Origin of the sequence: Legionella steelei (assembly GCF_001468005.1) — a bacterium.
Classification (GTDB): Bacteria; Pseudomonadota; Gammaproteobacteria; order Legionellales; family Legionellaceae; genus Legionella; species Legionella steelei.
Genome location: NZ_LNYY01000021.1, coordinates 305,089 through 325,399, shown reverse-complemented (window position 1 = coordinate 325,399; position 20,311 = coordinate 305,089). Strand labels below are relative to the sequence as shown.

The following is a 20,311-nucleotide window of genomic DNA, read 5'->3' as shown; positions in this document are numbered from 1 at the left end:
CCGCATGCATACAACCCCGCGTCATTCCGAGTACAATGAGGGATAGCGTTGGAGTTTGAAAAGCGTACCCATTTCCCTCAGTTTATTAGGGTGAATCGCAATTGTTCACTAACAGTTCTAGAAATTAAAATTCCCAGCCTTTAGCTAACAAATCTGTTTCAGAAAACTATTAATAAAATTTCATTTTTGCATTAGCGTCTGTTTACAATTCAAGTAAAAGCAAGTCACTAATAAAGCAAATTTATCATTTTAGCCTCTATGAGCTTTTTAAAAAATTAAGGTTCTGCCTATAAAAATTAAGGGAAAATAAGGATAGATAATCAATGATTATGTTTTAATTTTACGTGCTACTCCAGTGCTAATAGCCGCCTCTTTAACCGCTTGAGCCACTCTTTTTACCACACTCGTATCAAATACGCTGGGTACAATATAACTGCAACTTAAATGTTGTTCCTCTATAGAGTTTGCAATAGCATAAGCTGCTGCAAGCTTCATCTCTTCATTAATCTCAGTAGCCATACAATCAAGTGCGCCTCTGAAGATACCTGGAAAACAGAGTACATTATTAATTTGATTCGGGTAATCACTGCGCCCTGTTGCAACAATAGCCGCATATTTTTTTGCATCTTCAGGCATGATTTCGGGTATGGGATTTGCCATGGCAAACACAATCGCATCTCGATTCATTTTTTTTATGTCTTTAGCATCAATTACCCCTGGTTTTGAGACACCAACAAATAAATCTGCCCCCTTTATCACATCATGCACAGTACCTTTTTCAAGATTGGGATTGGTATGTTCCGCATACCACTGATGGACTGGATGTAACCCAGGTTTTCCGGCATAAAGCACCCCGTCACAATCACATCCAATAATATTTTTCACGCCTAAGTTTAATAACATCTTAGTACATGCCGTCCCCGCAGCACCAATACCCACGACAACCACTTTAATGTGTTCTAATTGTTTCTTAACCAATTTAAGTGAGTTAATCGTTGCCGCCGCCAGCACGACAGCTGTTCCGTGTTGATCATCATGAAATACGGGGATATTCAGTTCTTTCTTAAGACGCTCTTCCACTTCAAAACAACGAGGCGCGGAAATATCCTCTAAATTAATTCCACCGAATACTGGCGCAATATGCTTAATGGTTGCAACGATCTCATCCACATTTTGGGTATTCAAGCAAATGGGAAATGCATCAACATTAGCAAACTCTTTAAACAATAATGCCTTGCCCTCCATAACGGGAATGGCAGCGTATGGTCCCATATCACCGAGACCTAACACTGCAGTCCCATCAGAAACAACTGCGACCATGTTTTTTTTAATGGTTAGATTAAAGACATCGTCGGGTTTGTTATAAATTGACGTGCAAATTCGCGCCACACCGGGTGTATAGGCGATTGACAGATCATCGCGTGTTTTTAATGGAATACGACCTTTCATTTCAATTTTCCCACCTAAATGGGCTAGAAAAGTACGATCGGAAATATGAATTACTTCTAAATGAGGAATGGTGCGCAATAGATCAACTATCAGTTCCGCATGTTTTGTGCCACACGTGTATATAGTAATATCACGTATCTGAGCATCTGTTTCAACGCGAACAATGTCAATCGCACCAATTTGCCCGCCTTCTTTTTCGATTGCTGCAGCTAACTTTCCAAAAGTACCGGGAGCATTTTGGATACGAACTCGCATGGTAATGCTATTGGAGGCAGAACACTTTTGATTTCTCATAGCCACTCCTTATCCCATGTCTTAAAATAAACTCCCAAATTTTTTGTTTAAGAGCTTAAGTATAGACGTTTTAGTCATATACTTTATCTTTTGACTGAGCTCACCACAGCAATCAAACAACTTTAGGTGCAGGACACTGCAGTTTTAATACCTTCAGTTAACTCAGCTCATCTCCATCATTATCGATTTCTCTAATAAACTCTGGATCCATGGGGTTTCCAGGAATGTTTCGATTTTCGCTCGCCCATTCTCCCAAATCAATGAGTTTACATCGGTCCGAACAAAAAGGCTTAAACAGGTTCTCTGGATACCAGGTATTTTTTTTCCCACAAGTAGGGCAGATAATTTTTTGATGGTTATTCATAACAGCCTTCACAAATTGATGTAGTTCGGAGTATGCGATATACAACCCGTGATTTTCAACTGGACTTTTGATCTCCATAAGTTAAGTATAGTATTTAACACCATGTAATGTATCATCAATTTTAGCCAATCTATGACTCAAGTGGCGATGAAAACACTTTTATTTTTGCAACAAAGTGGTTCATTTGTTACCATGACGGCAAATTTAATTTAGGTGCACAAAATGCCCGGTAAGAAATTCGACATCCTTTCACGTTCCATTGCTCAGGATCAAGCCGCAGTTGCTAAACAATGGGCTGACACATTGATACATAATTCAAAGGATGATACCGCAGTAAATATGACCCAGTTATTGTTGGCATGTTTGGCTCGCGGCGACTTCAAAACTCGTGCGTTTCTTTCTAAATCACCTGCATTGCAAGTACCTTCAGATAAATTAAGCATCACGGATTACATGTCCCACGCCAGTCGCATTATTCTTGACTACCAAGGACTCACTGAAACGAATAGACAAGAGCTATTAAGTTATTTCCCCTCCCCAAGAGTAAAAGATACTGTTTTTTCTCGTTCGGCCACCCATAATGTCAGTCGCAATATGGAAGGAGCAGCAGTTGAAGGCAAGGGAGTTCTGTTGGGCATTATGGGGCAATTGCCCGGTATCATCAAAACACCTCAAGATTTTGGCATTAATATCGCCATGGGTGGGATGGGGCAAACCAATTTTTATGATAAAAAAATATCAGACAATGGCTGCAGTGGCCATTTTTATTTTCACCGGAATGACAGCGATAGCTTACTCCTACTTGGACTAGAACAAACAGCACCGGCAGCCTCTGCTTTAGAATTCCTATTAGGGGCGAAAAAATATCCTGATGAGGTACAGCAACATCATGATCAATTTGGTCAAGGGCATTCGTTAACAGGAGCATCTGACACTTACACTGCAGCAGGATCTTTATATTTTAGCGACCCCGTTTATCAAACAAAGCTTCTATTAGAAAAAGGTGTTTTTCCACCGGATAAATACGGAGCAATGCACATCACCATTACCGAAGAAAATTGGCCGCTTATCAAACTATTCTTCAATAAACTGAAAACAACGGCTCATAGCGATGAAGATCAAAAGGAACAGCAGCTCCTAGAATTATTATTAAGCAAACCTGTAACGGCAAGCCCTGCTAAAGAAGATTACCTCAGTTATATCGCGCTTGATTTCGATACTTATTTGAAACGTGTTTATCAAATTTTCATTGCTGAGAGTCAATTGGACGCTGGAAAACAGTCAGTACTCTTTAATTTACAAGCTCAGTTATTAGTTACGATAAAAAAATTGCAACAAGGCCATATCGAACATTACGAGACTTTTAAACTGCAAGTTGCTGAAATCATTCACACAAAAGATACTCCCCCTGAATACCAAGAAGCTATTCTTCGTATTCAAGAGCTATTTAAATTACAGCTTAAAATTGATCCCAAACTGAAGCAAACACATGAAGAACTCTTATTAAAAAATATCTATGATGATTTACAGGAAGAAAGTAAAGTTATTTTGGAAAAACTGTTGGAAATTCAAAAACATTTCCAAGAACTCCCTCCAAAAGAACTCGAATCGCTAGAACCCTTTCTCCTGCAAATTGACAAGCACATTAGAGCGCTGCAAAATCCATTCTCTCCCCAATTAGAAGCAGTAGATTTATCTGCAAGTTGGGTCATGTGTGATTACCCTATTGCCATCACTATGGATTCTATTGACCGCTTGAAGCAAGCGGTAGAGTCAGCCAAATTATTTATCAAGCCCATCACGTTAACTGGCGACAACGCGCTCTCGTTCTCCACACTTCTATTAGGTTGGGAAGAAAAATTCTTGCCTTTTGCGCAAATCAATCTTATTGATTATTCAGAATTGAATCTGAGCAATTTGGCGAAACAATTTAATGAGTATGTACATGCAGTAGCGCGGCAAGCAGAACAATATAACTATTGGGATCATAAACCATCCCAAACCACGAATATCTTTGCTGACTTCTTCACACAACACCCTGAGCGTGAACTTGGCGCTACTTTTGTTGGGCAATACCGTGAAAGTACCATCCTAAGACGTTTATTTTTCCTAGATACAAACCTTAGGCCATTAGGTTTAAAACCCTATGAAGAACTTAATGCAGAATATCTAAAACATCACCCCAATCCATACTGGTGTAAAACCAACGAGCTTCTTACTGCAGGCACTGACGTCATTACCAATCTCCATACTTTAAAGGCAAAACAATCTACGAAGGCCTCCTGGGAGGATATGAGTACCACCTTCATTTTATTTCAAGAGGCTATAGCACGATTCAAAAAAGCAAATGAAGAGTTAAATCGTTTGCGCAGTACTGCCAAAATGGCTCCGACAGAAGTCTTTGAAAGCCCTTTTTTCTACGCCATCAACGATGATGAAGTACTAGGGAACATGAATGGAGCGCAACTTGCGACCATATGCCTGGAAGAATTAAATGCGATATCTCCAAGTGCCTTGGTAAAGCGCATCACGAGTCGTCAAGATCTCTGGCAACTGGTAGAGCAAGAGCTGCCAAATGATGAATTTAAAAATCGTAACGATTTCGAGAAAAAAGTCATTACCCTACGCCAAATCCGTTATTTTGGGGAATTAGCCCGTCAATTTAAAGACAACACTGATTTGCAAACGAAAGAAGGTATTTTTGTAAAACTGCGGAATGTAGCGACAGAGTCGTCGGCTATCTTTGAGGCGACTCAAGACATTGAAAATGCGCAAACGGATCTGAGGCGACTGCAAGCCTACGTGCTACAACGGAACAATTTGGCAACAGCAGAAGATAAGTTCGCTGCATTGAATTTATTGGAAGAACAATACCATAATCTTCCTCAAAATGAACGAAACCAATATGCACCTCAATTAATTCAAGCCCAAAAAAATGCTTATCAATTTTATCTTGCGAAAATCAATGCATCACAAGACATAGAAGAAAGGAAAACAATATTTTCTATCTTAAACCAATTATTTAGAAAACTGCCGCTTGATTCACGAAAACAACTCCAGGTGGAATATGACGCCAGACAAATAGAAGATACCTTGTATGGATTTTATGACCGCTTTAAAAGAGCAACTTCGGTCCCCGATAAGAAACTCGTATTTGTTAATCCTATGTATTCACGAGCTGTCGAAGATTTTGAAAGGAATAATGCATTATCTTCTGCATGCGGCAAAAGAATTCACAGACAATTAACACGTGCTCAATTGATCTATGAAAAGCTTCTTAATACTCAGATCATTAATGAACAATCCCCAGTGAAGCCATTGGATACACTTCTTGAGCAGTTCACCCCAATACTTGATAAACTTGATGTTCCTCTGCAAAATCAGTTAATAGCAGCAGCACTAAATGATGATATTTTGCGGCAAGCCATTCTAAAAAAAGTGGAAAATAAAAAATTCTCCCCAGCCTTGATCAAGGACTTACTCACCCTAAAGGCGTTCCGTGAAGCAAAAATTGCCCTCAGCAAAGAACAAAAATATGGGGACGAATATGATCAATCAATCAATCAATTCTATGAAAAAGCATTGACCATACGTTTGTCAGGTCATCCCTCGCAAAATCAGGCCAATGATTTAATGAAAGCGGCTAAAGATGAATTTAGCCATCGCCATGATACGCGCCGACTGATTGCGGATATCGTTATGATCGTTACCGCATTTTTTGGTATAGGGATTCTTGTAGGCTTAGCGCGTATAGGTGAAGGAAATACCTTATTTTTTAGTAGCACAAAAACAGACAGAGAAGTTGAGTTTCAAAATCAATGGCTTTGCAAGCCCCAACAGTTACCGCCAACAGAGGAAAGTGAAACCCAACTGCTTATTGCCCCTGTTGCTTAAAAGCTCAAAATTAGCCCTTAAAGCCAAATAAAAAATCAATCAATAAAAAATTACTGGATACATTGGCAAGAATTCGGGAAGTATTCTATTCTTAAAAAGTTTGAGCATCAACTCAAGCACCTTTTTAAAATATTTTTTATAAGGATATAAATAATGAATGCATGGAACAGTGTAATTTTTGTGAAAAGTAATAAATCTATGTCTGACATGAATGCAATGGCAAAATGGGATGGCGTAGAAGGAATGTGGTCTACATCCGGTGAATGGGATTGGTGCATTAAATTAGATCAAAAATCATCAACTCCTGAAAAAGCCGAGGCTTTTGTTGCTCGTATGCGCGAAGGACATTGGGCAACAGAAACCAAAACCAATTGGTGGAAAGAAGTTCCTGCAAAATAAATAACAAGCTCGGAGCCAAAAATGCTCCGAGCTTGTACCGCTCGATATATTTTATCTCCATTCATCACACTTACTAGTTCCACTTCTAATTTTTATGATGCACAAAATATTTCAAATTGTGAAAAATTTTGACGACAATCTCTCACAACGACACTTATTATGAAAAAGCACAGCAAACAAGTTAAAAATAAATTCCATTAATATGAAAAAAGCTTTAAATTTTAACTTTTAACATAAACTATTCGCTATGAAATCAAGACTCTTATTTTTATTGTTATTTTTTGTCAATGCAGCATTTGCTGATCCATGGTTCACTGGACCTTTACTTGCACCTGCTGGAAAAACAATTCCCAAAGGTCATATTAACTTTGAACCTTATGCGTTTTATAGCGGCTATCCACATGGGTTTAGAAATTTTGAAGTGACTCCTATTGTCAGTTTAGGGGTTCTTAGCTTTTTAGATTTACAAACTTCTTTACCCTATGATTACAGTTGGGATCATGGGGAACATGGAAATGGCATGGGTGATTATAGTTTGGCTGCAGGGGTGCAAGTTTTGCGGCAAAAAGAAAACTCATGGCTTCCCGATTTGCGCGTGGTAGTTCAAGAAGTTTTTCCCACAGGACGCTATGAACATTTAGACCCCAAAAAACTGGGCACCGATCAAACAGGTTTAGGTTCGTTCCAGACCTACCTTGGTTTTAACTTTCAAAAATTGATTCTATTACCTAATAAACATTATTTACGCACGCGTTTAAGTTTGGTTGGTGCGAAGTTTAGTGATGTCACTGTACATGGAGTAAGCGTTTTTGGTGGTGCTCCCCAAACCGTGGGTAAAGTAAAACTTGATAACAGTTATTCTGCTGACTTGGCCTTTGAGTATACACTCACGCAAAACTGGGTTCCTGTTTTCGAAGTTTTATATGTTCACAGCCCAGGAAGTAATTTTCAGGGTAATCCAGGATTTACACCAGGCGGGACTGTTGCGGGTGTGGGTGGAAAAGCAAATGAACAAGTTTCGTTGGCCCCTGCCATCGAATACAACTTTACTTCTAATCTAGGTCTTATTGGTGGTGTTTGGTTTTCTGTTACAGGACCTCATGCGGCGGAGTTCGTAACTGGGGCATTAGCACTTAATTGCTATTTTTAAGTTCAAAGCAATAGTCAGCTGCATTCTTCAGTTGTATAATGCATATAATTTGCTCAATGGCGTAGATTGGGCCTTGGCCCATAGTCACAAAGCTAAGTAAAAAATGGTAAAGCCCCTCCTCACCCGCCTCCAAGGGGGGCGAGGGATTTTGTGTATTTTTTCCCTTAGCTTGACGGCGATAAGCCTTGGCCAAGATCTCCTCATAACGTCCTTAACTTGAAGAAGATATTAAGCCTGCGCAAAATAAATCAGTCCCAAGCAATAGATTGAACACTTAGAAAAAGGCATAAAAAGCATGTACTCATTTTTTAATTTTAAGACGTTCAATACGTCATTAAAATTAACAGCAAGCGATAAATTATTTATTTATGTATTTAATCAGGCAAATGATGAGAAAAAACATGAGCTCATTAAAAATCCAGGCATTGAAACCATTACTCGCATCGCACATCACAATCCAGCTTTCGAAGCATTTTGTAGGCGTACTGAACTCACAGGGTACTGGACCAAAATTTGGTGCTCCTATGGCGCAGCATTGACGCAACAAAATAGCATGTCTTCCATTTTATTGTTTTCCCAGCCCCAATTAAATCAGTTTGATTTAGTACGAGGAGCTCATTTTTTTTATTTTTCCCAAAAAATAAGAAAAGAAATAAATCGTGATTTTGGATTTTCTGAACTTGAATCGCTTAAAATGGCGATTCAATATGGTTCTGTTCATGCGACACAACGTTACAACACATACATTTACCAGCAACTGCAACAGGCTAACGCTAAAGAATCTGAAACTCTTTATAGTAAGCTTATCGCCAATAGCAAGCTCATGCTCCCTCATTATGGCAGTTACGGTTATATGGTTTTAGCTGAGGCAATGGCACATTACTGTTTATGGCTACACAAGAATTTTGAGCTAAAACAAGCAAAAGAAGCATATACACGTGTTTTAGAGTCACTAGATTATGCTGAATCAATTTTAAAAGAGAGCCAGTACAGCATACACAACGCAAGTCTCGGACTAGGCTTGAAATGCAGTAATTCCCTAGGGTTTGAATCGCCGTCACAAGCAAAGGATTTTTTTATTAAATATTATGAGAAATTGCTTGAGTCAACTACTGAATCTGCCTATGCGCGGTCGCCAAAATAAATCAAAAACAACGCAAATAGTCTATATTATAGTTAAATAGATTAATTCTTGTTTTTCCCCGAAAATAAGAGAGGTTATTATTATGCCTTCAATTTATATTACTTATGCAATTACCCCCGGCCATGAGCTGGTTGTTGCAAGTTATCATGATAAACTTCAGTCTAAAATGAATGCCGCGCCCCTACTCAGAGCGAGAATCAAAGATTTCAAGCCAAAAGACATGCAATACACAGAGATAGATGTTGGCACCCCATACAATGATGAGGTTGTTAAAGGCAAACTACTTGAATTATTGGCCTCCATTAAAGGAGTATATAATAAAGTAACCTATAGAGGCGATTTAAACCTATGTACGCAGAGAAAAGAAGACATCGCACCTTGTTTATTTGATGGCACCCTTAATCGCTTTTTTGCTGGAAAAAGTGTTGATTTAATTCTCGAATCAGCTAATAGAGAATATGTAGAGGGGGCTATAGAAGCGGCCGATAAAATAGGTTTGACTGGAGCCGTGATTCAAACAAAAGCAGGGGTTCCAGTAGGTGAAGCACTCTCTAAAACTTACCCTAAACCCGTCATACCATCAGCAGTGTCATCTGGACTGCAAACAACAATACCGCCTGTAACACCACCCCCGCCTGGCATAGATCTATCTATTCCAAAGCCCATGGCCAGTGAACTTGCAGATTCCAGTGTTTCAGTTCAGAGTCCCCATAGCTTAGCTGAAGCTTTAGGAAAAGTTGGTGTATTTAATGCAGTTACCCCGCCTGATCCTGTTGCAGATAAAGATAAAAAAAATGTGCCTGGGACTGGTTTAACTAATTAAAAGTGTTGGGCTATGACTATGCTGCATCCGCAGTTAACAACACCATAAACTCATACGGACTCATCTGACGAGAGAAATAAAATCCTTGCCCATACCTGCAACCATACTGTTTCAGTTGCTCTCTAATTTCCTGGCTTTCTACTCCATCGGCCAAAACTTCTAGCTCGAAAGTTTGGGCCAGTTTAATAATGGCCTCGACAATTTTAGATTTTTTCTTATCTTTAACCATATTCAAAATAAGAGACTTTTCAATTTTTATTTCATTGATAGGGAAATTGACCAGATAAATAAATGAAGCATAACCGCTACAAAAATCATGTATCGCGATTTTAACACCTAGATTACTTAATTGGTTTAACACATCAATTGATTTTGCTTGCTCTGCTAAGCAGGCGCGTTCATTGAATTCGAGTATTAAATACTCAGAAGGAATTTTATTTTCATTAAGTAATTTCGCTACAAAAGCAGGTAATTTCCTGTCAATGGCATCTTGGCCTGATAAATTAACCGACACAAAAATTTTATGTCCAGCCTGATGCCAAAGCGCTAATTGTTTTGTGACATTGGTTAACATAAACCGTGTTAATTGCTGAATTAGACTTGTTCCCTCAATAAGCGATATAAATTTTTCCATACTGATTAGTCCATATTTTTCATGCACAAAGCTGACCATGGCCTCAGCACCTATTATTTTACCTGTTGCCAGTTCAACTGTGGGTTGAAAATAAATCTTCATTTCTTGATTTTCTATTGATTTTTTTAAGCCATTCACCACAATTCGGTTTGTAGTAAAATCATCTTCCATATTTGAATGATAAAGAGCAAAAGGCTTGTCCTTCTTTCTTGCATGAAAAACTGCTGTGCGCGCATGATTGACTAATGAGAGCTCCTCATCCCCATCATGGGGATAGATAGCTGCACCCGCAGTAGTACTGATGTTTACATGAATGCTGTCCACAATAAAATTAAGCGTAGTCGCATCAATAATGGCATTCAACAGCTTGTCCCAATTAATATTTTTATTCAATCTTGGCAACAATAAAGCAAATTCATCACCCTCCATCCGGGCAACACTATTCATGCCCATAGTAGCCTGGAGCATAAAAGGGGAAAGTAACATATCTTTTAATTTTTTTACGAACTGCATTAAGACACTGTTTGCATTAAAATTACCGAAATTATTATGAATTGCTTTAAAGTCATTTAACTTTAAGAGAATAACTGCCAACTCATTCGACTTCTCAATTTTATTAATGGCTTGCGTAACCTGCTCACGAAATAGAAGCGAATTTGGCAACTGAGTAAAAAAATCATGCTCACTCTCATATTTTAGCTTTGACTCCAGATCACCGCTTTTATAGAGAAGCTCCTGAGTTTTATCCGCAACGAGTGTTTCTGCCGTATTGGCCAATCCATAACAAAACGCCTGCCCCCAATAAGCGAAAAGAAAGGGGGTGAGATCAAGAATCCAAATCGCAGGATTTGATGATTGTGCTCTAAGAAAGCCATTAACGTTAATAAAGCCTGTTATTTGATAAGACACGATGAATGAAGCGATTAATATACTAATAATGGAAATACTTAATCCAATGTAAGCATACTTATTCACGTATTCTTTAAAAACAATAGAGGGCTTCACAAGCTTATAGTTTATGTCCATATGAGTATGTTATTAATATCCATATGCTCATTTTAGACAATTTGGAGTGAAAATGTCATTCCAACCACCTCAAAAAAATGGCTAAATAAAGTTAGGCCAGACTGAACAGCCCAGCCTGCATGGGAATGGCACGGGTACAAATTGACATCTTTCAAAAAATTAAATTGACACCATGAAGTCCAATTTGATATGTTAACCAAACAATAGATAAAATTTAATCAATCTGCCATCAATATGAATCATCGTCAAACGAACCAAAGCAATACATTCCCTGCAGTGTCCACTGCAAAAGTATCGCTATGCCATGATTCTTTGGCTGTAGCAATTTCTTCAGCACAGATTATTATTATTATTTTGCCCTCTTTACCCTAGAGCGGTCAGCTATTTCCTAATCCGAACCTCTCTAGGGAGACACTCGGATTTTTAAATAACTGATTATGAATGCTGGAGGGTATCGTGACTCACAACAATTTTTTTAAATTTACAAACAATTACTTGCCTTTTGTTATGTGGTTTTTTCCACTTTCATTTTTTGCGCTTCAATTTATATTACGTCTTTGGCCAGGATTGATGATGCAAGAAATAATGACTCAATTTTCTATCGATGCATCCAATTTTGGCTTCTTGGCGGCATTTTATTATTATGGATATGCTGGAATGCAAATCCCTATGGCGCTCTTACTAGAAAAATTTGGCGCCAGAGTAATAGTTTTTATCTTTGCTCTCCTTTGTGGCTTGGGTGCCCTACTCTTTGCCTCTACCAATAATTTTCACCTCGCTATATTCAGCAGATTCTTAATTGGAGCAAGTTCGGCTGTTGGTTTTTTAGGGGTATCCAAAGTTGTCTCTGAATGGTTTCGTAACAATCAGTACTCTCAAATGATTGGATTTTCTTTTAGTGTTGGACTGTTAGGGGCAGTCTATGGCGGCAGACCATTGACTCACTTACTCTCAAACTATGGTGGCCAGCATGTAGGATTCATCTTAGCGCTCTGTTCTATCGCTATAGGATTTTTAACTTACTTGATCGTACGGACCCCAAAAAACTTTAAAACAACAAAATCGCCTGATATAAACGTGTCTCATTTATCTGTTTTATTTACTGTAAAGAGATTATGGGTTCTTGCCTTAGCTAATTTGCTGCTGGTGGGTGCGCTTGAAGGTTTTGCTGATGTATGGGGCGTGCCCTATTTAACTACCGCTTATGGATTAACTAAATCGGATGCAGCCCTACTTGTCTCTTTTATTTTCGTGGGTATGTTATTTGGTGGGCCAGTACTTGCTTTTCTTAGCAAGAAACTAGGAAGTTACACAGTAATAGGAATTTGTGGCGTTGGGCTATCCCTGGCTTTTCTTGCACTTCTTACTGAGAATGTAAGCAATTGGTGGCTACTTAGTGCTTTATTCTTCACTATCGGATTAATGTGCTGCTATCAAGTAATTGTCTTTGCAGCAGGGGCGACCCTCGTATCCAGTAAACATTTAGGAATAACCATAGCGTTTCTAAATTGTATCAATATGTTTGGTGGATCATTTTTTCATACTTTAATTGGTAAAATCATGGATTGTTACTGGGAAGGAGGTTTAAGTGCAAATGGATTAAGACAATACAGTCTTCAATCATACCATCATGCCTTGCTTGTTATACCAGTCTGTGCCCTTTTAGGAACTGCATTGATTTACATGATTCATAAAAGTGCTAGGAAACAAATCTCTATTGAACATGCCGCGATTGCTGAGGTTTAATCTCCGAACATGCTTTGTGGTATTCATTTCCCGCCAGACGGAAAATCCATCCATGATTTAGCAATAAATTGCTCCCTGCCTGTGCAGGGATAGCATAGTGAGTTGCATTGACATACTAGAGCGTATTGCTTTGTGTTGTCTCTGGTTGTGGCTCTGGCATTTTGAAAGAATCGAGCTTTGTGCCTCCCGGTTTGAGCGCGTCTCCTTTCTTAAATTCATCTCCGTTTGCGTGACACAATTTTCCATCTTTTGCATACCCCATAACTTCATTTGTTTTTCCATCAACGATGATAAAATTTTTATTTTCTTTAGCAAGCTTTTCGAAAAATGTGTGCATATCCTCATCTGATTTGAAGGCTAAGCTGAGCTTACCATCATCACCTTTTTTCGGTGGATTATCTTTGTACCATTGATTGTCTTTAAAGGTTTCTTGAAATTTCTTCATAATCTCATCATTGAGTGCACTGACAACAGACACATCCTTTTTGGGAGCAGATGGTAGCGGTGTAACTACTGTTGGAGAAGTCTGAGTTTCAGAAGGTGCAGATAGACTCATAGTGTCATCGGGATTTATAAGAGCATCATATTTTTTCCTATTATCTTGGCAAAACTCTTTATATGCATTCCAGCCTGCCTCGCTATCTTTATCTAATTGTTTTTTTGTATCTACATATTTTTGATACGCCGCTTCACATTTTTGCTCATACTCTTTGCGCATTTCCGCAGTAAATTTACCTTGTTGCTCAAGCGTATTTTTTTGAGCATCTAAGCCCTCTCTCTCTTTCAGATACTCTCCATGAGCTACCTCAGCTTTAGCATTATTCAATTCATGCTTCGCCTGTGCAGCAGCATGAGCGGCTTTTTCGGAACTCTCCATAGTGCTCAAAAACTTACTAGGATCTGCACTACCATCTTTGAGCATAGTCTCATAAACGGTTTGTATTTTTTTTTGGCCTAATATTGACTTAAGCACTTCCGCATCATAGGCCTCTTGAGCTATCTGCTGCTTTATTTTACGCTCTTTAATTAATTCCTCGGCAACACTAGGCATTGTTTTCTCCAAATATCACACTGCTTATTATAAATATTAGAACAATTTGAAAATAAAGATGCGTTTTGCAGCACCTCAATGGATGAAAAATCATAATAGAGAAAAGTTTCCAACTTATTTCATTACTAACGATATTCTCTTGAGTCAGATGCAAAATAGTAACCTCCTGGACCACCATAATTGAGGAAAAACTTGGCCATACAAACATCTAGAAGCTTTGCAGTGATATTCCAGGTATAGTTGATCAAACAAACACTTACGATGTAAATGAATCCTTCTTAAACTCTTCGACCTTCGGTTTTAAATACATCAAACAGAGAATGCAGGCGGTCAATGCAGTGAGGCAACATAAAATAATGGGCAAAATAATGGATAAAACAATCAATAAACCACCGGCAAAACAAATAATGGCATCACCTAGCGTGCGCAAACTTAATTGCGCCCCCATGACTTCACCTTGAATGGTTGCATGTGACCTATTTGAGATGTGAATTGTCAAAGTGGTTACAACGCTGGTAATACTAAATCCAATGAGCGCAAAAAAGAAAAACATCGCTATGGGATTTTGCAAAGCAATCATCGCCGCAAAAATCAAAGTAGTCGCTAGCATGGCCAAAATAATAATTTTATGAATAGGTAGGTGTTTTGAAAGAAGACGTGGAAGCCATGAAGCGCCTATAGCAAGTGCCGCGGATAAAACAGCATTATACAGCGCAATCATGCTGGGTGACATGAGCCATTTTCCGGCCAGATAAACCGGACCAAACTCATAAAACATATCTACTGCAAAAGTAAACAACGTGCTGATAATAAGTAACGGTTTCAAATGCGGGTGTTGCTGCAACAAAAGTTTGAATTGTTGGATAATATTGAGTTGTCTTAGTATAGATTCTTTTTGGGGTGTGCGTATGGCTTTATGCTCCGGCAATTTCCACCAAGCAAGTCCTAAAGTTATCACTGACGCAAGTGCTGCAACAGTAAAAGGAAATGACCATGAAAACCAAGGCACAAGTTGTGAGTTGGATAATAAGCCACCAATGATTGGTCCAATAATGTAACCAACACCAGCCATACTGTTGATCCGCCCAAAGCTTACAAACTTATTAATGGTAGTCAGTTCTGACGCCAATGCCCTTGCAACAGCAAAAGTACCCTCCATGAATCCTGTTAAAAAGCGACTAAATAATAGTAGCCAAAAACTGTTTATCCAAAACGCAATGACAGTCAATACATACCCGAGCACACTTCCAGCCAAACTAAGGACCAGTATTTTTTTGCGTCCATACAAGTCAGAATTTCTTCCCAGAATAGGAGCGCCAATGAATTGCCCCAGAGGAAAAATCGCGAGAGTTAGCCCCAGTAAAATACGTCTACCCGTTTCACTCCATTCCGGAGAGATAATTAATTGATCGGTAGATTGTAAAAACAAAGGTGGAAGAATAGGATAAACGATGGAGGAACCGACAAAACTAATTAAGACAATAAGTAAAATAATCCACAGTTGTTTTTTTTCACGAGTTGTTTGCATGTGCATTTATTCTTGGCCCTTGAGGGATAATCGGGCAACCGGCTTACACGATCAGGTTCTATTTTAACATTTTTTTTAAATAGATCGATATTTTTTCATAAAGAACAATTATTGCATATCCAAGCACTCTTTAAAAATCGTTGTTATACTCTTTAATAAGCAGTTGTATTTTTAATGTACTCACGCTTTTTTTGTTTTTACATAAAATGCGATGAATGATCCTTAACTCTGTAAAAGGAAAGATAAAATGTTGAAAATAGCTTTTATTTTTTTAGTTATAGCAATTATTTCAGGGGTCATCGAATATAGACAGAAAGGAACAAATCCTTCAGCAAAATCTCCAGTAAAAATTATATTTTATGTTTCTGCACTGATTTTTCTGATAACACTTATTCTTTATTTGTTTACTCCAGCCACCCCCGTTGCACATGAAGTGCCAAATCCTCTTTTATCTTTTATAGGCGCATTAATGCACTTAGGATAGTTGGGTTATTCAACCCAACATACTCGCTTTCTCATAGCATTCACTCTCCAGAAATGCTTTAAATTGCTCTACCCATTTATCATCAACATAATCGGGGAGCATTATGCTCTCAGTTGTTCTCTCAGTTTCCTCAAAATGCCTGTATAAATAAGGGCGATAATAAGTAAGGTCGGGGATCTCTATGTCCATTTCTTTGGCTTTTTCATCATTAACCCGCACACGTAATATGTCTTTAAAATGGATATTTTTTTCAAAAAGCACCATCTCTTCTTCAAGCATCACCCCGCCTTGAAAAAAAAGCGTTTTTTTACTTGCTGCAGATAAACGCTCAAAATACTCTTTTTTCTTTCCTGCCAGATAACGCTTGGCATTCACGTGATGGCCAATGAGCAAAGCAACTTTTGCAGAGAATCCTAGCCCATAGGCTAAACTCGCCCCTATCCATTCATGATGTACTACACCTAAATCAGCCATCCTATTTTGATTGTCCAAAACATAATGTCCTATATCATGAAATAAGCATGCAAGAATGACTTCCTGACTATGCCCTGCTTGCTCGGCAAAATAAGCACACTGTAGTGCATGTTCAAATTGGGAAACAGGCTCTCCTATGTAATCCAAATTTTTAGCATCATATAAATAGTGAAAAACCTTATCAATTTTTTGATCAATATAATTTATGGTATTCATAGCATCACTTCAGAAATAGGATTAGCAACATTATAAATGGCAGCGCCTGCTGAATAATCTTTATTGGGGTCACGCTCACAGTCAGGCGGAAAGTGTTCTCGCTTGTCCTTATAATAGGCATCACGTTTAAACCCACCTTCAGAAAATTTACTAAAGGTAATAAAAATTGCCCGACGAGGATTATTACTGCGATTAGGCTCAGAATAATGGGGTAGATAGGAGTCAAATAAAATAATATCTCCTGTCTTACATTCAATTGGAGACCAGTGAAATTTGGAAGCCATCTCATTTTTAATGGAACCGTCAGCCTCTTGAGGAAGAATTGTCGGCTTATTCGCACCGCCTTTAACCACTTGCAAACACCCATTTTCTAAAGTGCAATCATCTATAGCCACCATCATTGTGATGTGAAAACGCTGCTTAAAACTAATAAACGCCGGAGCATCTTGATGTGGCTTAAATCCCCCGCCACCGGGAAATTTATAGTTAATTTTTTCTTTGAAAATCGCAGCTTGCTCTCCCATTAATGAAGAGACTAAGTTTATAGTGCGCACACTATTGGCAACCTCATGCATTCCTTGATGATAATCAATAAAATTTTCAACGCGACAAAGTTGACGTTCTCCCTGGGCATTCATTTCAAAATATTTCATCCATTTTCCTGGTGTTTCAGGCCAGGATGTTAACTCATCACACCACCTTTGCAGTTGTTGTTTCATATCCCCAAAAAGAAAATTGGATATGAACACAAATCCCTGCTCTTTCCAAAAACGGTGTTGTTCTTCACTCAATTGATAATCCATAATTTCACCTTTCAAGACGTTGATAACAATGTACTTTCAGAAATTGAATCCGAGAAATTAGTTAATTTATTTTCTTCTTGTTCTAGCCATTTTGTGAACAACCACCCCAGCAAAAGAGTGCTAGCAAGAATAGCTAATGTCAGATAGATACCCAGTCGGGCTTGGAAAATTGGTAAAAATATAGTTCCAATAAATGCTCCCAATTTTCCAGTCCCTGCCGCTAAGCCATGCCCTGTAGCTTTAAACTCAGGACTATAGATCTTTGCTGGCAAAAGATACGTTGTAATTCCTGGACCAAAGTTTATAAAAAAATTGAATAATATAAACCCGGTAAAAATAATACCGAGGCTTGGAAACAGATAGCTTATGCTCAGGATTAGCAATCCCAAAAATGAAAAAAAGAATCCTATTCGCTGCAGTTTAATCAGCGGTACTTGATTAACAAAAAAAATAACGGCAAAAGCACCTAAGGACACAAAAACATTGACCACTAAAGTACTTTTCAGTACCTCAGTTTGTGCACTCAGGAAATTAACGTCACTAGACAGATTAAATGCGTGTAACACGTAAGGAGTAAATAGTCCTATTCCATAATAGGATATGTCTAATAAAAACCAGCAAAAACAAAGGCACAGAGTAACTCTTATCATTCTTGGAGAAAAAATCAGTCGGTAATGTGTCAAAACAGAACGTTTTGATTGCGGTTTTAAATTTTGATGGACTTTCCATAAAAAACTTTCTGGTAACTTGGCTCTGAATAACAGCCCTACTATCGCAGGAATTGCCCCTGAAGCAAATATCCACCGCCAGACATCAAGCTGAGGATGTAGTTTAAATAAAAACCAGGCAACAATTACGCCTACTGGCGAAGCAAGACAATTAATAAACATAGCAGTTGCAATAAATTGTCCACTTTTTTGAGCAGGGATCATTTCGGCCAAGTAGGCGGCACAAATGGGATAATCAGCACCAACGCCAAAACCAAGTAGAAATCGAAAAATGCAAAGAGAAGTGATACTCCAGGCAAAAGCAGAACAAATAGCAATAAATACAAAAAAAATAAGATTGATAATGAGCATGCTTTTCCTACCCAGCATATCCGCCAATCGCCCAACAATGATTGCACCGAATACTGCACCGAGAGGCGCTGCTGCCTGCGTAAGACCAATCATAAGCGCAGAAGGATGATATATCGCATTAATGAATGGCTCTGCGACTGAAGCAATATATAAATCATAACCATCAATAAACAAACCCAGCGCACAGACTACCCAAACACGGAAAGTTAGGGATTTATTATTATTTTCATCCATGAAAATCTCTTGATAATAAAGGATATTTGCAGCGTTATTGCAGCATTAGGTACATGACTTTTAACACAATCAATTCATAAAAACAAACAGGCCCATCAATTAAAAATTTAAGGCAGCTACCACGATTGCTGGCAGTCAAAAAATAGCCTGGGTGAAGGAAAAGCCGTAGCCCGAATTGCAGATAAAAAATCAAACGCTGTTCCCCGGGTTCCGCGTCGCTTCACCCAGGCTACAATACAAAGAATCTCAAGCGGCATTTACTAGGCTGTCTTTAGGAAGCATTTTGCGTTCTATGATAAAATACATGCCCAATCCTAAAATGATAGCCCCATCAATAACAAGGACTACGGGGCGCATCGAGCCATCAAATAAAAGGCCCGTTAAAGCAACAGCTCCAGATGAAATAAACAAACGCGTTGACATGATGAATGAAGAGCACACACCCTTGAGATTCGGTAAAATTTCCAAAGATTGTGCAAAAATCACACTCATCGGAAATGCGCAGCCCACAGCCAACCAGCACATGGCAAAAGTGATCAAACGTGGTGAATCAGGATACTGGAATGCGAAATAAGTAAAAAGCACAATAGATATAGCACAACACATCATCCCTAAATGAACTGCTTTTCGGCTTCCAATTCGGTTGATCACTTTTTCAGCATAAAAACTGGTAAGCGAAAAGAGTAAGACAATTAATCCTTGCTGCATGGCAAATTGGAAATAAGTTAATTTACAGGTGTTAATATAATAAAACGACGCACTACCGACAAAAGTTAAATAAGCTGTAACTAACATATTGGGCATGCTGGCATAAATTAAAAACGGCCCATGTGTGGAAACCGTCCAATAGTCTTTAAAGAGGGTCGAAACTTTTAAAGGTTGTTTTTCAGTTTTGGTTTCCGGTAATTGCCATATCAAAAAAAACCATGAAATCAAAGCAATCATAGCTACGAAGGAAAAATTAGCGCGCCAAGTAAAATAGTTGATAATGGCACTGCCTAAAATAGGCGCTGCTGCCATAAAAATAGTAACATAAGCATTAATTTTACCAATATAATGTGCAGCCACTTCGCCATGATACCGATCCGAGACCATGGCAAACCCCATCACTACCGTGCTACTTGCGCCCAAACCTTGAATAAAACGCCAAAACATTAATTGGTATATCGAAAATGAAAACACACAACCAACTGCCCCAATTAAGAAACAGGTTGCTCCAAAAAGCATTAAACCACGTCGCCCTAGAGCTTCAGATAATGGACCATAGAGCAAACCAGAAAGGCAGAATGCTAAAAAATTAAGACTTAAAGTGCTTTGGACTTGTGCTTCTGTGCTGCCGAAAAACGTCATAATGCTAGGAAAACTGGGCAAGGAAATGTCGATTTCCATACAGCAACCCAATAGTGAGATAACAATGAGCGCTACAAGTGGTAGCTGAAATAACCTGGATAGCATGATGGCTTCTTCTTAAATCAGGATAATAGACGATTGTATTTATGAGCAGAATGCTTTTTAATCG

Annotated in this window: 16 protein-coding genes; 7 read left to right on the top strand and 9 right to left on the bottom strand. The window is 38.5% G+C overall.

What is annotated here, in order from left to right; genetic code table 11:
* Window positions 1-327: 327 nt before the first annotated feature.
* The gene (locus Lste_RS16115) at window positions 328-1,743 is read right to left on the bottom strand and encodes an NAD-dependent malic enzyme (protein ID WP_058512011.1); all 1,416 of its coding nucleotides are present in this window, start codon (window positions 1,741-1,743) and stop codon (window positions 328-330) included.
* A gap of 157 nt (window positions 1,744-1,900) precedes the next feature.
* Window positions 1,901-2,107 carry a DNA gyrase inhibitor YacG gene (locus tag Lste_RS16110; protein WP_058512464.1) on the bottom strand — a complete coding sequence of 69 codons (207 nt, stop codon included), beginning with the start codon at window positions 2,105-2,107 and terminating at the stop codon, window positions 1,901-1,903.
* Between the two features lie 222 nt (window positions 2,108-2,329).
* Between Lste_RS16110 and Lste_RS16105 the strand changes: the two genes are divergently transcribed.
* The 5 genes from Lste_RS16105 (at window position 2,330) to Lste_RS16080 (ending at window position 9,517) form a co-directional block, all read left to right on the top strand.
* On the top strand, window positions 2,330-6,001 hold the full coding sequence (locus Lste_RS16105) for a LepB GTPase-activating domain-containing protein (protein WP_058512010.1): 3,672 nt from the start codon (window positions 2,330-2,332) through the stop codon (window positions 5,999-6,001).
* A 153-nt stretch (window positions 6,002-6,154) separates the two neighbouring features.
* On the top strand, window positions 6,155-6,400 hold the full coding sequence (locus tag Lste_RS16100; RefSeq protein ID WP_058512009.1) for a hypothetical protein: 246 nt from the start codon (window positions 6,155-6,157) through the stop codon (window positions 6,398-6,400).
* A gap of 247 nt (window positions 6,401-6,647) precedes the next feature.
* A complete protein-coding gene (locus Lste_RS16095) occupies window positions 6,648-7,550 on the top strand; it encodes a transporter (protein ID WP_058512008.1) in 903 nt (300 codons plus the stop codon).
* 295 nt (window positions 7,551-7,845) lie between these two features.
* Window positions 7,846-8,694, top strand: a complete 849-nt coding sequence (locus Lste_RS16085; protein WP_058512006.1) for a DUF5630 domain-containing protein — start codon at window positions 7,846-7,848, stop codon at window positions 8,692-8,694.
* 82 nt (window positions 8,695-8,776) lie between these two features.
* Window positions 8,777-9,517 (top strand): hypothetical protein, encoded by a 741-nt coding sequence (locus Lste_RS16080; RefSeq protein ID WP_058512005.1) that lies wholly within the window; start codon window positions 8,777-8,779, stop codon window positions 9,515-9,517.
* Between the two features lie 16 nt (window positions 9,518-9,533).
* Here the strand turns inward: Lste_RS16080 and Lste_RS16075 are convergent, their stop codons facing one another.
* Window positions 9,534-11,177 (bottom strand): putative bifunctional diguanylate cyclase/phosphodiesterase, encoded by a 1,644-nt coding sequence (locus Lste_RS16075; protein ID WP_058512004.1) that lies wholly within the window; start codon window positions 11,175-11,177, stop codon window positions 9,534-9,536.
* A 441-nt stretch (window positions 11,178-11,618) separates the two neighbouring features.
* Between Lste_RS16075 and Lste_RS16070 the strand changes: the two genes are divergently transcribed.
* The gene (locus Lste_RS16070; RefSeq protein WP_193393438.1) at window positions 11,619-12,923 is read left to right on the top strand and encodes an MFS transporter; all 1,305 of its coding nucleotides are present in this window, start codon (window positions 11,619-11,621) and stop codon (window positions 12,921-12,923) included.
* A 115-nt stretch (window positions 12,924-13,038) separates the two neighbouring features.
* Here the strand turns inward: Lste_RS16070 and Lste_RS16065 are convergent, their stop codons facing one another.
* Both Lste_RS16065 and Lste_RS16060 read right to left on the bottom strand, forming a co-directional pair.
* Entirely contained in the window at window positions 13,039-13,845 is an 807-nt protein-coding gene (locus Lste_RS16065) for a hypothetical protein (protein ID WP_237760511.1), read from the bottom strand.
* A gap of 385 nt (window positions 13,846-14,230) precedes the next feature.
* Complete coding sequence (locus Lste_RS16060; protein WP_058512002.1) at window positions 14,231-15,508, bottom strand: MFS transporter; 1,278 nt, start codon at window positions 15,506-15,508, stop codon at window positions 14,231-14,233.
* A 241-nt stretch (window positions 15,509-15,749) separates the two neighbouring features.
* On the opposite strand from Lste_RS16060, the gene Lste_RS16055 reads away from it, so the two are divergent.
* Window positions 15,750-15,986 (top strand): hypothetical protein, encoded by a 237-nt coding sequence (locus Lste_RS16055; protein WP_058512001.1) that lies wholly within the window; start codon window positions 15,750-15,752, stop codon window positions 15,984-15,986.
* A gap of 9 nt (window positions 15,987-15,995) precedes the next feature.
* On the opposite strand, the gene Lste_RS16050 is transcribed toward Lste_RS16055, so the two are convergent.
* The 4 genes from Lste_RS16050 to Lste_RS16035 form a co-directional block, all read right to left on the bottom strand.
* Entirely contained in the window at window positions 15,996-16,676 is a 681-nt protein-coding gene (locus Lste_RS16050) for an HD domain-containing protein (RefSeq protein WP_058512000.1), read from the bottom strand.
* Window positions 16,673-17,479, bottom strand: a complete 807-nt coding sequence (locus tag Lste_RS16045) for a phytanoyl-CoA dioxygenase family protein (protein ID WP_058511999.1) — start codon at window positions 17,477-17,479, stop codon at window positions 16,673-16,675. The genes Lste_RS16050 and Lste_RS16045 overlap by 4 nt, the downstream gene beginning before the upstream one ends.
* A gap of 11 nt (window positions 17,480-17,490) precedes the next feature.
* Complete coding sequence (locus Lste_RS16040) at window positions 17,491-18,792, bottom strand: MFS transporter (protein WP_058511998.1); 1,302 nt, start codon at window positions 18,790-18,792, stop codon at window positions 17,491-17,493.
* Window positions 18,793-19,038: 246 nt separating this feature from the next.
* The gene (locus Lste_RS16035) at window positions 19,039-20,247 is read right to left on the bottom strand and encodes a multidrug effflux MFS transporter (protein ID WP_083504001.1); all 1,209 of its coding nucleotides are present in this window, start codon (window positions 20,245-20,247) and stop codon (window positions 19,039-19,041) included.
* Window positions 20,248-20,311 lie beyond the last annotated feature (64 nt).